Raw genomic sequence first — 13,277 nt, forward strand, 5'->3', positions numbered from 1 at the left:
ATGGGACAATGGGGGCCCTGCGCACATACTCCGCCCGACCGCTTCTGAACCAGCGCGGACTCTCAAAAACCGTCGCCTCTAGCGGCGCGCGCGGGGCGGGGGCGTGTTGCGCCGGCTTCGAGCCCGAGCCGCTGAATCGGCGCACCCGGGCTCATGCAAAGCTTTCGCGGCCTCGCGCCTACCCGTCGATCTGCATCGAACTCGACAGCTCGCGGTAGGCTTCGATCTGCTGCTTCAACGTGGCGACCTTCTGCTCGGCCGTTGCGATTGCGTCGGCACCGGCGAAAAAGCGGGACGGAAGATCAGCCTGCTGGTCGAGAGTGATGAGTGCCTGTGCCAGCTTGGCGGGATCGCCACCCTGAGTGCCGCTTGCCCCAGTCCAGAACGCCTCCGGGCAGCCCGCTTCTCGGCGTAGTCGGCGATGTGCAGATCGGCGTACTGGGTTGACTCTTTCGTCAGCAGTTCGCCCTGCTGATCGGTCACAGCCTCTTCAACCGCCGCTGGTACGGCACAATTGCTAAGGGCCGACTGGAGCCGCGCCAGCTCGTCGTCAAGGGTGTGAACGTATCGCTGCTGGTGTCGATGCTGGCATTGCTAGCCACCAGCGTCATCATCTCGGAGGCCGTGTTTAGCTTCCTGCCCATCACCAGTTCCTTCAGTGCCCGTCAGATGCATGCGATGCTCGGCTATGTGGCGCTGCTCATCGTCTCCGTTCACCTCGGCCTGCACTGGACCATGATCATGGGCGTCGTACGCAAGCTCTGTGGAATAATCTCCCAGAGCCGGCTCCGGACCTATGCGCTTCGGGCGATTGTGATCGTGGTGGGGGCATTGGGTATTCAGGGTCTGGCGGCAGTGAACCTTGGTTCGAAGTTGACGACGGAGATGGCGCTGTTGCTGTGGGATTTTGAGAGCGAGGCGCTGGGCTTCTTCGTCCACCACGCTGCAATCGTCGGGCTTGGGGCAGTGATCGGTCACTACGCCCTGCAGATGCTGCAGATGCGGCAGAATCCTGATGCCCTGGCAGCCAGTGGCGCAAAGCGGACCCAATAGGCTACCGCTTGGCGTACATTTGGTGGTGGAGCGATGGCGCGGCAAGGGCCGATAACCCAACGCGATCAATAACTTAGAGAATGATTGGGCCGGAAATTCGTTAGTCATTTCCGAGGGTTAGGATGATCAACTCCACCACCAGTTCGAATCCCTCCCGGACCGCCACTAACTCATTGATATTGAAGTTTTTTCTGGTCTCCATTGGGTGCCTCGGCTAACCCTTGGAAAGGTCGGGTCTATTCGCCCTAGCGGTCCCGCTAGCCCAACTGGAGACCGCGACGAACCCGCCGACGTCTTTTCGGACGAGCATCTCCCAGATTGCGTGATGGTCTGTCCCCCGGTGAAAGGCACGTGCTCGCTCCTCAAGCATGGAAACGGCGCTCCGCGACTATACATCGGACCGCCGTCAAGCATTCGTTGATTAGTGTGAGTCGCGTACATATAGGCAGGTGTGAAGGGCGTCAATGATGGACGCCACCTGCGACGTGCTAGGCCTCGACCAGTCGGGCTGTAAGTTCTCGCCGAACTCGCTCGTCGTTATCCCGAATCTCACGCTCGGCGGTGCGCCATATGCTTTGATCGAAAATGTCGTGACCGACTCTGCACATGGGAATAGGGGACATGACAAAGCCATCCTCAAGACGCGACGGAGGCGGCATGGCGTGCCGGCTGCCACAGGTAATGCTGCTCACGGGTTTGAAGCGTCCGGCTATCCTCAAATTTTACCAGGACGCAGGTTTTGACCAGAACAAGACCGGTTTCCAGATACGAAGATTCCCCCCTGCCTCGTAAGGCAGAAACCCGGCGTTCCCTTCGGGCCTAGAAGGTCTGGGACGTTTAAGATGCAGTTCTGCCTTTCCAAGAACCGCACCGCAGGCCGGAACTGACCACGTGGGCAATCCAACTTTGGTCAGTATTCGATCTCTAGCTGTTTGCTGATCACCAGACCAGCGGCTCCTCTGAGGGTAATGAGTTGCTCGTCTTTACCCATAAGCACCTGAATTGGGTTCCCGGGGATAGAAGGGGCAAGTGCCGTGATTTCGCGCGCTAGGAAGTGCTCAAGCTTCTCGCTGCCCCGACGAGCGTTGCCGTAAATTATGAAGTTATCTGGCATCATCAGGGTCTGAAGGTTGGCGATCCCGATGGCCAGGTTGTGAGCATAGCGCGCGAGCAGCTTGTTCGCGGTTGGCTCGTCCTCGCATAGGGAGACCAACTTCTCGACGTCCAGCGTCTCTGCCCCTGGGAGGCCGAGTTCGATGGCGCGAGCCCTAAGCCAGGGTAGGGTTGCGACGGTTTCCCAGCATCCCCGTTTGCCGCATGTACAGGTGGCTCCGTCCAGATCGACAATCGTGTGGCCTAACTCACCGCCAGAGCCGTGCGGTCCTCGAAACGTCTTGCCGTCCAGGTACATTGCGCATCCCAGAACCTCGTCGGCGTAAACGACAGCAAAGTTGCCGAGGCCCCGGCCGACTCCGAACCATCGTTCACCGAGGAGAATTGCTCGAGGATGATGGTCAATCACCGCGTGTACGCCGAATTGGTCCTCGAGCAATTTCCCCAATTCGAGCCCGGCGAGCGAAGGAGCAAGGTTCATCGCGACGATCGAGCCATCGTTCGGCTCGATCATTCCACCAACTGCAACTCCGATCCCGAGGGGGGCGCTTCCGGTTTCATCGAGAGCGCCTTGAATTCCCGCAAATAGAGCTTCAACGTAGTCCTCGCGTCTGCGCTTTTCCGTTGGCATTCTAACGACACGATGAGCCTTCACGTCTCCCCTAAGCGTGATCATCGCGGTCTCGATCCAACCGGGCATAAGAACCGCCGAACATACGGGGGTCGCCGAAGGCGAGAACCAAAGGGGGCGAGCTGGCTTGCCCACCCCTCGCTTTTCCGTGGGCTCGGCTTCCACCAACAGGTCGGCGTCGATCATCGGTTGGACGATGCCGGTAATAGTTGTGCGCTTGGTCCCCGTCAGGCGAGCGAGCTCTGCGCGACTTGTGGGTCCCAGGTCGAAGAGCATCTGCAGCACACGCCGCTTGTTGGATATGCCAATCTGGCTGGCGGAGAAGATCGGAAACCCCGCCTGATCTGCCGCTGCAGCAGACTTTTCGCGGCCTCCATCCGTCAACGATGGCGCCTCCAAGTGTTTGTTTTTTCTGATCATAGTCACCGCCTTCCGCGATCATCAGGGGGCTGCCGGGAAGATAGGCATCCCACCGGCATTTGACAATGGAATTAATATGTGAGAGACACAAACAAATAGGCGGCGGGATGGAAACGCTGCCCAACAGGAGGGATAGATGTTTTCACGAGGTCAGATTTCTCGCCGCGGTTTCCTTAAGGCGAGCGCAGGTGTAGCGGCGGGGGCGGCGGTCGGTTCGCTGGCGGCACCGGCCCTGGCGCAAGGGGGCGATACGATCCGAGTGCTGTCGGTAGAAGACCCCTTCTTCTTCGCGCTGAAGGAAGTTCTCGGTGACTTCACCGACAAGACGGGGATTAAAGTCGAGCTTGAATCGCTGTCCTACGATGCGATGCAGGCGCGGCTCGTGTCGTCCTTCGTTTCCAAGTCCGCCGACGCCGATGTTGTTACGGTGGACCAGATGTGGTCCGGGCAATACGTCGACAATGGTTGGATTCGTACACTGGACGACCTGGCGCGTGGGGACGCCGAATTCGATATCGGCGATTTCGTTCCGCAGGTCCTCCATTCGCTCAACACCTGGCGGGGACATTTGGCCACGGTGCCGGTCGCTGCTTACGGGCAGGGGGTGATGTATCGCCGCTCAGTCTTCGACAAGCTTGGGATTGCGGCCCCATCCAGCAACTGGACCTGGACCGAATACAACGACATCGTCGCTCGCATTCACGGTCAGACCGTGAATGGAACCCAGATGAAGGGGACAGTAATCTGCGGCTCGCAGCCGACGCCTATCGTCCACATGTTCAGCCAACTGGGTGCCAGCTATGGCGGTCGGTGGTTCAAGCAGTTCCCTGAAGGGCAGTGGGATTTCACCCCGGCAATCAACTCGCCTGAGATGCTGGCCGCTGTCGAGCAATATCAGGCTCTCTATGGCTGGTCCCCCGAAGAAGCGATCAACTACGTCTGGTTTGACGCCGGAACGCGTTTTGGTAAGGGCGACATTGGCATGTTCTATTGGTGGACACCCTATTTCTACCTGATCCGCAACAACGGCTACATGACCGGCGAGAAGTCAGTCGTGGGGGACGATTTCGCGGTGGCACAGGTCCCGACCGATGGTGTTCATCCGCGTACGGTTAGTCTCGGTGGCTATAGCTTCGGAATCCCATCGACGACCGATAAGGTTGATGCAGCCTGGGCCTTCTTGAAGTGGTCCAGTTCCGCGGAAACTCAGAAGAAGATGGGCCTGGTCGACAAATACGGCTACCAGTTCTCCGACTTTGCTCGCCGGTCGCTCTACCGTGACAGCGATCTCGCCCAGCACTATCCCTATTTGGGCGATCAACTCAGCATGCTCGAGGTTGGCAATGGCAAGATCGCTCGCCCGCCGGCACCGGTCTACACGACTTTGGAAGGCATCTTTGGGCTAGAGCTCAATAAGGTGCTGATTGGGCAAGCGAGTCCAAAAGATGCCCTCGCGCAGGTCGAGACACTGTTCACCAACACGCTAAAAGGGAACTTCATGCTTCCCTACAGCTTGCCCAGTTTCGATGACACGCCTGAAGCGACAGCGAACCTGATCGCCAGCCTCAGCTGACGAAAAGGCCCGGCCACTCCAGCGCTTTCCTTCTCCCGGCGCTGGGGTGGCCCCCCGCCGCCAAAGGTCAGCGTATGTCAGTCACGATGTTCAGGGCGAGGGGTCATCTCGTGCCAAACCAAACTACCGTTCTGCCGGGGTCCCGGCCCTCTCGGGGCCGTGTTCGGTCGCACCTGCCCATCCTTCTGATTGCGCCGTCGGTGATCCTGTTGGTCGGCCTAGTGGCCTTTCCTCTCGTCTTTGCGCTCAAGAACAGCTTCTATTTTTGGAATCTTCAGACCAGTCCCGAACCCGTTATGTTTGTCGGGTTCGCCAACTACGAGCTGGTGCTTTCCGGACCTGAAGTCCTTCCGTCGCTGTTGAATACGCTTCTGCTGACCTTCAGTGGCACCGCCCTGGAGTTCACCCTTGGTCTTGCCATCGCCCTGCTTTTGGCGAACCGTCTGCCGGGGATGAGCATTAGTCGCGCAATCCTGATTATGCCGACGACCATCGCGCCAATCGTGGTGGGTTTCCTCTTTCGCTACATGTACGACCCGTCTGGAGGCATCATCCCGTGGCTCCTGACCTCTGTCGGAATAGATCCTCCCTCGGCAGGTATCCTCGGAAGCGTCAACACTTCGCTGCTCGCCATTCTAGTTGCCGATGTGTGGCAGTGGACGCCGTTCTTTGCGATTACCCTTTACGCCGGACTACTTTCGGTCTCTCCCGAATTGATCGAAGCGGCGCGGCTGGACGGTGCTTCTGCGTCGACGATCCTGTGGCGGATCAAACTGCCGCTGATCATGAAGACATCGCTGATCGTCCTCATCCTTCGGTTCATGCAGCTCTTCAACACCTTTGACCTCGTGCTCGTCCTGACTCGAGGTGGTCCTGGCACATCGTCCCGGACGCTCGGCTACACGCTGTATCAGCAGGGATTAGTCGACTTTAACGTCGGGATGGCCAGCGCCACTACCTGGCTGGTGGTGATCATCGTGAACGCAATAGTCGGCCTCTATGCCTTCTTTGCCTTCCGAAAGTGGGAGTGGTGAGATGATTGGCCAAACCACACTCCTCAAAAGGCTGGCGACCTACACGCTCTTAGCGCTGGTGCTACTTTTCTTTATAGGGCCGATCTTCTGGTTCATCCTTCTTGCGATCCGTCCCCCGTCCACGGCTTTCACGATGCCGCCCGTTCTGGCATTCGAACCGACCTTGGATGCCCTCAAGCATACGCTTGTCGAGCCTGGGGCCAATGCTAAGCAGGTAGTGAACAGCCTCATCGTGGCGGTGGGTGCGGTGGTGTTGAACCTTCCGTTCTCGGTGCCCGCCGCGTACGCCCTCAGCCGCTTCAGGATCCGATACAAGAAACAGATCATGCTCTGGTATCTGGGGCTTCTGATGGCTCCGCCGGTTGCCTTCTTGATCCCCTACTTCATCCTGATGACGAATCTGGGCTTGGCGGGAACCTACCTTTCTATGGTCCTGGTCCTGCAAACCCTGACCATTCCCTTCTCAATCTGGCTGATGAAGAGCTTCATCGACGAAGTGCCGGTAGAGATCGAAGAGGCAGCTCGCGTCGACGGCGCAAGCTACTTGACGATCCTTCTACGGATCATCCTGCCGTTAGTTCGTCCCGGGCTGATTGTCACGTCGATGTTTGCCTTCGTCTTCGCCTGGAACAACGCGGCATTTCCGCTGGTCCTCTCATCGCAACAGACCGCAACCCTGCCGATCGGGACGCTCGGATACTTCGCTTCGACGGGGGTGACATGGAGTTTCATTGCCTCGGCCGCAGTGGTCGCCATGTTGCCGCCAATGATCATCTTCCTCGTCTTCGACAAATACGTGGTCCGGGGTCTCACCTTCGGCGCGGTAAAAGGATAGAAAAATGAGCCACGACATACTTAACGTCGCCGTAATCGGTTCCGGCGTCTGGGGCGGCCAGCACGCCCATGTGTTCAATACCCTCCCGAACACCCGCCTTGTAGCGATCTGCGATCTTCAGGAGGACCGGGCGCGGGCTATGGCCAAGACTTACGGCGTGAACAACGTGTTTACCGATCATCTCAAGATGCTCGAACTTGACGGCATCGATGCCGTCACCATCGCAACACCAGACTTCACCCACACACCGCTGATTGTCGATGCTCTTGCGGCCGGAAAGCACGTGCTGAGTGAAAAACCGCTCGCCACCACTGTCGAGGAGGCTGAGGCGATCCGAAAAGCAGCAGCCGGCTGTGATCGCAAAATCATGGTCGACTTTCATAACCGCGTTAATCCGGCCATCGTCTCCGCCCGCGAGGAAGTGGCGGCCGGCACGCTCGGCCGATTGATCCACGGCAACGGCCGGTTGTCGAACACGACGTTTGTTCCCCTCGAGATGCTCAGTTGGGCAAGCCGCTCGTCGGCCCTGTGGTTTCTCGGATCACATCTAGTCGATGCACTACGCTTCATTCTGGGTGATGAGGTTGTGCGGGTCTTTGCCATGCGCCACGACGGGCATCTGAAGTCGAAGGGGGTGGACACCGCCGACGTTCACCTTTCGATGCTGGAATTCGCCAGTGGTGCAATCCTGACCATCGAGAACAGCTGGGTACTGTCGCCGGATAATCCGCAGGTCTTCGACTTCGAAGTGGGATTGGTAGGTGAAAGGGGGCAGATCCAGTTGAACCCCTCCCACAATGGCGCCTACCGACAAATGACGGGGAAGGGGATCAAGTACAGAGACCTCCTCGGCGTGACGCCCACTGGCGTCGGGCGGGTGGGCGGCTTTGTTTACGAGTCCATTGCCCGCTTCGTGGACGCCGTGCTGACAGACGCGCCTCTTCTGGCAACCGTGGACGATGGACTGCGCGTTACCCGCGTTCTCTCCGCAATCGAAGAAAGCGCGCGGTCCGGTCAGCCGGTCGGCGTCAAGTACTGAGGTACGACGGATGGCATCCCTAGTCATCGACAACGTCGGCAAAATGTATGGCGATGTCCGCGCTATTTCCAACGTCTCCATTTCCGTGGAGGACGGTGAGTTTCTGGTGCTGGTTGGCCCTTCTGGCTGTGGCAAATCCACACTACTAAGGATGATTGCGGGCCTGGAAGCTCTGACAGATGGCCGTATCTTCCTGGGGGATAAGGATGTCAGCCACGTGGATCCGAAGGATCGCGATGTTGCCATGATCTTCCAGAACTACGCGCTCTATCCCCACATGACGGTGTTTGAAAACATGGTGTTCGGCCTCCAACAGCGAAAAGTTCCCGCTGATGTGGCGCGCGAGAAAGTCATGGTGGCAGCGCGAATCCTCGACCTAGAGGCACTGATCGACCGAAAGCCAGGAGCCCTGTCTGGCGGACAACGGCAACGAGTCGCCATGGGACGTGCCATCGTTCGTAACCCTGCTATCTATTTGATGGACGAGCCACTCTCAAACCTCGACGCGAAGCTTCGGGTTCAGATGCGAGCTGAGCTCAAGCTGCTCCGCCAGCGCTTGGGCGTGACCACTGTTTACGTGACGCACGACCAGGTAGAGGCGATGACTCTCGGGGACCGGGTCGCGGTTCTGTCGCCCCACTTGCCGAACCGGAGCAGCAGCCTCGAACAGTGTGACAGTCCACAGAAGCTGTACCGCGAGCCACGCAACATGTTTGTGGCAGGGTTCATCGGTTCTCCTGCCATGAACTTCCTATATGCGGACCTTTCGGTACAAGGAGACTCGCTACAGGCCGACATACCCGGAACCGGCGTGCGAATGAGAGTCACCCGCGACAACGCTCCGACATTCGAAGCTCTGTTGGCCTATGGCGGACAGCGTGTGGTGATGGGTATCCGCCCGGAGTTTTTCGCTATTGCTCCTCAGGAAGTTGGGGACTTGGCGCAGCCCATCGGCGTAGAGGTGGCTGTCTCGGAGCTCGTAGGCCCCGATGCATATCTGCATTTCGATCTGCCAACGCCGCAGGTGGGCGAAGACCTAAAGCAGGTTCTAAACGATGGGGAGCGCTCGAGTGCAAGGGGCGCCAAGTTTACAGCTCGGGTGAGTGCGGAGCGTCTCACTGCGGATACTGGAGCTATGTCGCTTTTTGTCGACATGCGGCGGCTGCATTTCTTTGACGAGGCGACCAGCGAACGCATCTTCTAGCGGCGACTCGAGGACGGTGAAGAGGCAAGCATAGAGTGTGTGCGAGCGTTGCGTGCGTAGGGTCTGAGAGAGCCAACCGGCATCATCTCGATCTGTGGGGTGCACGGTAGGTTGACCATAGATTCTCATCCTCAGAATCAGGACGAGGTAAATAATGATCACTGCGCTCCGGCTGGCAACAACCCTTGGTAGTAATATTTCCTAAACTTCTAGATCTTATTGCCAAGTGAAATGACGCGTCATTTCGAATGGCATCGCCATTGCATGCTATGTCCCTCGTATTCGAGGGTAATCTAAGAAATGCTGTGGCGGATCGCGCGGTTTGTTTTGATACCGCAACTAAAGTCGCCAAAGTGCACTACGATCCCGCGCAAATGCCCCGCGTGAGCGTTGGGCGACATGGCAGGTTCGCAGCGCGCGCCAGGACCGCGCTAACGCCCAGGTTGTGCGGGCGACGACAACTCGATCCCACTTTACGGCAATGCAATCCCAGCAAGCGGCACGCGGCTTTTGGCGTGGACGGGTTCAAAAGCGCGACGGCTGTTTCCTCTAAGTGCCCGAGTTTGCGGGCTCTTCCGCCGCTCGTCCTGGAGAATGCGGGTTAGGTTCGCGGATCTCCGCCCTCAAGCGGAGCCTGTTTTTTGGTGGACTTGGTGCGCCGCCACTAACTCATTGATATTAATGATTTTCATGGTCTATGGCAGGTGCCTCGGCTAACCCTCGGGAAGGGCCTCTCTATTCGCCCTGGCGGTCGTGCGAACCCAACTGGAGACCGCTAGTTCGCCGCCTGAATTCGCGATGCGGTCGGGCCATTCTCCAGTGGCCAGTTTCGCACTTTGCATTAGGGCGCTTCATTCCATCGCCAGTTCGCTGGCCGACTTGATGGCAGCCAGCTGGACATTAGGTGCACTCGTCAGAAATGCTGGAACGACCGCTTCTGGCCCAAAGCGGACGTTTCCGCTCACGCTACCCCACCGCCTTCGTGGTCCACCGCCTGGCGCTTGCCCGTCGAGAACATGATCAGCGCGAATACCGGCTCGGTGCCGATCGCCCGGGCCCAGTGGCGAACGTCGCGCGGGATGCGGATGATGTCGCCGGCGCCGAGCATCACCACGTCCTCGCCCAGCCGGTGCTGGCATTGGCCGGAGACGACGTAGAGGAACTCCTCGCAGTTGGGGTGCGAGTGCAGCGGGTTGCGCTCCCCCGGCTTGATGAAGCAGGTGCCGAAAGTCATCTCGGTGCCGGCCATCGATTGGTCGGTGATCTTCCAGTTGAGCTCGCCCCAGCCGGTCTGGACAAGCTCGCCATCCTCAGCGCGGGAAACGAAAGTCTCGATCGTCATCAAATGGCTCCTCGCGCTCAAATGGCGGCCGACACGCCATGCGGCGTCGCGGCGTAAAAGTCGTACAGCTTCATGATCTCGAGCGCGGTCTGTAGCGTGCCCTTGGTGATGATCCGCCCCTCCAGCACCGCCTCGCAGAAGTGCAGCACCTCCGGCACGTAGCCGAGCGTGAACATGTTGTTGTTGTAGAGTTGGCCGAGCGAGAACTCGGGCTCGTACAGGACCGTGGCGCTCTCCTCGGGCTGGATCCAGCTCGAGGCGCGGCCATAGCTGGGGAGCGCGGCCTTCCTGTAGTGCGTCAGCTTCACCCCGTTCTCGACCACGGCGTGGCTGCCCTCGCCGATCGCTTCGATGCGCTCGAGCGGCCCGGCCCAGCTCTGGCCTGCAGTCATGTGGAGGGCACCGACGGCGCCGGACCTGAAGCGGATGGAGGTGATGGTGGCGCCGTTCACCGGCTCCCACTCGAAGCTGGCGCGCTCGATGTCGCCACCAAGGAAGTTGAGGATCGCGCCCGGGTGGTAGATGTGGTCGATGAAGTGCTGCATGGCGACGAGGTCGCCGCGCTTGGCGGGCGGCGGCAGTCCCTGCGGGTAGCGCACAGTGAGCGAAGTCAGCCGGCCGAACTCCGGGGCCGTGACGATGTCCTTGAGCTTCTCGACGGCGGGGAAGAAGGTCTTCTTCAGCCCGGTCATGATGTTCCTGCCGGTGCGAGCCGAAACCGCGATCAGCTCCTCGACTTCCGCCCGGCTCGCCGCCGTCGGCTTTTCCATCCACACATGGGCGCCCGCCTCGACGCAGTCGCGTGCCAGTGCCGTCGCCCGCACGTGGCCGTCCTCGGTGTAGTTGGTGACGATGAAGACCACGTCCGGCTTCTCGGCCGTCAGCATCGCCTTGTGGTCGGTGTAGGTGCGCTCCGCCCCGAACACTTTCGCGAAACCCTCGGCCCGCTCCTCGGACAGATCGCAGATGGCCGCGAGATCGACCGGCGCGTAGCGGAAGGTCGGGTAGACGTTGCGGTAGGCGTGGCCACCGGCGCCGATGAAGCAGGCCTTGAGCCGCCGCTCGTACTCGAAATTGTAGCGGATCTCCCGCGGGACGTGGTGCGGCATAAATCAGCCTTTCAATGCGCCTTGCGTGAGGCCTTCGGTGAAGCGCCTCTGGGTCAGGATGTAGAGGAGGATCACCGGCAGGAAGGTGATCACGGTGCCCGAGAACACCAGCCGAAAATCGGTGGAATAGGTGGACGCGAAGCGGACGAGGCCGAGCGGCAGCGTCTGCACTTCGGAGCTGATCAGCACTACCAGCGGCAGGAAGAAATCGTTCCAGGTCGAGAGCGCCGAGATGATCACCAGCGCCTGCAGCGCCGGGGCGGCGAGGGGGAGCATCACCTTGCGCAGGATCTGGAAGTGGCTGGCGCCATCGATCCGGGCGGCTTCGACCAGTTCATCGGGCACCCCGGCAAAAAAGCTCCGCATCAGGAAGATGCCGAACGGGATGCCGTTGCTCACCTGCGCCAGCGTTATGCCGGCGAGCGAGTTGATCAGCCCCAGGTTGAACAGCACCTCGTAGAGCGGGATGACGATAGCCTGCACCGGGATCGTGAGCCCGATGATGACGAGGTAGAACACCCACTCCCTGCCGGGGAATTTCAGCTTGGCAAAGACATAGCCGGCGGGGGCGCAGGCTACGAGGGTGAGGGCGACGACGCCGGCGAGGTTCAGCAGGCTGTTGGCGAGGAGGTCGCCGAAGCCGCCGATCTGCCATGCGTCAACGTAGTTCTGCCACATGGCCTGCTTGGGCAGGGCGAAGGGGTTGGCCTGGCCGATCTCGGCTTCGCTCTTGAGGCTCGAAGCGAGCAGCCAGAGGAAGGGTCCGAGCACCAGGGCGAGGACGGGGAGCAGCGCTAGGGCCGCCGGCCATTCGGACTTGCGGTGGCTCATTTGGCGAACCTCGCGCGCCAGCGGTTGAAGGCGACGGTGATGCCGATGGCAAGCGCGCTCAGCAGCACGCAGAGCACTGCGGCAAGTCCATGATCCTGCATCGAAAAGGCCAGCCTGTAGATGTAAGTGGTGATGAGCTCGCTCTGGTAGAACGGGCCGCCATCGGTCATTACGAAGACGGTGGCGAAGCCCTTGAGGCCGTTGATCATGGCCAGGGAGACGACGAAGGTCATCACTTCGGCGAGGCCGGGGAGCGTGACGTGCCAGAGCTGCTGCCAGCCATTGGCGCCATCGATCTCGGCTGCTTCGTAGAGCGAATGATCGATGTTCTGCAGGCCCGCGATGAACAGGAGCATGTAGAGGCCAAAGCCCTGCCACGAGCTCGCGACGTTGACAGAGAAGAGGACGAGCAGCGGGTCGGACAGCCAGCCTTGCGTGAGCGCGCCGAGCCCGATCTGCTCGAGGCCGGTGTTCAGCAGGCCATAGAACGGGTCGTAGATATTGGCCCAGATGACGCCGACGACCGCCAGCGAGACGAGGTGGGGCAGGAAGAAGGCGGTGCGGAAGAACACGCGGGTCAGTTTCAGCCGGCTGATCAGCAGGGCGAGGACGAGACCCAGCCCGCCGGCCATCAGCAGGTGCCCGAGCAGCCACTGGAAGGTGTGGACGAGGCTTTGCCAGACGATCGGATCGGCGGCGGCCCGGCCATAGTTGGCGAAGCCGACGAAGTTCGCCTCGGTGTTGAGACCGCGGGAGTCGGTGAAGCTCAGCCAGAACGTGGCGAGGATCGGCAGCAGGCTGAACAGTGCGTAGATCACGAGGGCAGGCAGGAGGAGCGGGATCGCGGAGGCGAGGGCCTCGCGGTGGGTGCGGCGGGGCCTGATCGTGGCGCCCATCGGCGCGTCTCCGACGCTCTCAGCAGTGGTGGCTAGTCTGGTCATTTCTAGAAGTCTCGTTGAGACAGACGGCCCCCTCCCGACCTCCCCCATGAAGGGGAGGTGAAGAGGCGAGCGTGTAGCGCGAATCGTGCCACACGAACCGGTGGGGCACCTCCCCCTTCATGGGGGAGGATGGGAGGGGGCCATCTGTTCCG

Annotated in this window: 11 protein-coding genes and 1 pseudogene; 7 read left to right on the plus strand and 5 right to left on the minus strand. The window is 60.1% G+C overall.

Annotation, left to right across the window (positions count from 1 at the left end):
- Window positions 1-558: 558 nt before the first annotated feature.
- Complete coding sequence (locus AC1DV8_RS01990; RefSeq protein ID WP_477156281.1) at window positions 559-1,053, plus strand: DUF4405 domain-containing protein; 495 nt, start codon at window positions 559-561, stop codon at window positions 1,051-1,053.
- A 527-nt stretch (window positions 1,054-1,580) separates the two neighbouring features.
- Window positions 1,581-1,845: pseudogene (locus AC1DV8_RS01995) on the plus strand (GNAT family N-acetyltransferase); the annotation flags it as partial.
- Window positions 1,846-1,963: 118 nt separating this feature from the next.
- On the opposite strand, the gene AC1DV8_RS02000 reads toward AC1DV8_RS01995, so the two are convergent.
- Window positions 1,964-3,217 carry an ROK family transcriptional regulator gene (locus tag AC1DV8_RS02000; RefSeq protein WP_477156282.1) on the minus strand — a complete coding sequence of 418 codons (1,254 nt, stop codon included), beginning with the start codon at window positions 3,215-3,217 and terminating at the stop codon, window positions 1,964-1,966.
- Between the two features lie 136 nt (window positions 3,218-3,353).
- Between AC1DV8_RS02000 and AC1DV8_RS02005 the strand changes: the two genes are divergently transcribed.
- From AC1DV8_RS02005 to AC1DV8_RS02025, 5 genes are all read left to right on the plus strand, one after another.
- Window positions 3,354-4,790: an ABC transporter substrate-binding protein gene (locus AC1DV8_RS02005; protein WP_477156283.1), complete on the plus strand. Its 1,437-nt coding sequence runs from the start codon at window positions 3,354-3,356 to the stop codon at window positions 4,788-4,790.
- 200 nt (window positions 4,791-4,990) lie between these two features.
- Complete coding sequence (locus AC1DV8_RS02010) at window positions 4,991-5,824, plus strand: carbohydrate ABC transporter permease (protein WP_477156284.1); 834 nt, start codon at window positions 4,991-4,993, stop codon at window positions 5,822-5,824.
- A gap of 1 nt (window position 5,825) precedes the next feature.
- Window positions 5,826-6,659: a carbohydrate ABC transporter permease gene (locus AC1DV8_RS02015; protein WP_477156285.1), complete on the plus strand. Its 834-nt coding sequence runs from the start codon at window positions 5,826-5,828 to the stop codon at window positions 6,657-6,659.
- Window positions 6,660-6,663: 4 nt separating this feature from the next.
- Window positions 6,664-7,698, plus strand: a complete 1,035-nt coding sequence (locus AC1DV8_RS02020; RefSeq protein ID WP_477156286.1) for a Gfo/Idh/MocA family protein — start codon at window positions 6,664-6,666, stop codon at window positions 7,696-7,698.
- A 10-nt stretch (window positions 7,699-7,708) separates the two neighbouring features.
- Window positions 7,709-8,902 (plus strand): ABC transporter ATP-binding protein, encoded by a 1,194-nt coding sequence (locus AC1DV8_RS02025; RefSeq protein ID WP_477156287.1) that lies wholly within the window; start codon window positions 7,709-7,711, stop codon window positions 8,900-8,902.
- Between the two features lie 961 nt (window positions 8,903-9,863).
- Here the strand turns inward: AC1DV8_RS02025 and AC1DV8_RS02030 are convergent.
- Genes AC1DV8_RS02030 through AC1DV8_RS02045 form a run of 4 tightly spaced genes read right to left on the minus strand, consistent with a single transcriptional unit; the run spans window position 9,864 to window position 13,080 of the window.
- Window positions 9,864-10,244: a cupin domain-containing protein gene (locus AC1DV8_RS02030; protein WP_477156288.1), complete on the minus strand. Its 381-nt coding sequence runs from the start codon at window positions 10,242-10,244 to the stop codon at window positions 9,864-9,866.
- A gap of 17 nt (window positions 10,245-10,261) precedes the next feature.
- Complete coding sequence (locus tag AC1DV8_RS02035; protein ID WP_477156289.1) at window positions 10,262-11,353, minus strand: Gfo/Idh/MocA family protein; 1,092 nt, start codon at window positions 11,351-11,353, stop codon at window positions 10,262-10,264.
- A gap of 3 nt (window positions 11,354-11,356) precedes the next feature.
- Window positions 11,357-12,184, minus strand: coding sequence for a carbohydrate ABC transporter permease (locus AC1DV8_RS02040; protein ID WP_477148160.1), 828 nt, complete (start codon window positions 12,182-12,184; stop codon window positions 11,357-11,359).
- The gene (locus tag AC1DV8_RS02045; RefSeq protein ID WP_477156382.1) at window positions 12,181-13,080 is read right to left on the minus strand and encodes a carbohydrate ABC transporter permease; all 900 of its coding nucleotides are present in this window, start codon (window positions 13,078-13,080) and stop codon (window positions 12,181-12,183) included. Before AC1DV8_RS02045 ends, AC1DV8_RS02040 begins: the two co-directional genes overlap by 4 nt.
- Between the last annotated feature and the right edge of the window lie 197 nt (window positions 13,081-13,277).

The sequence above is a fragment of the Devosia sp. P3_B2 genome, from assembly GCF_056402875.1.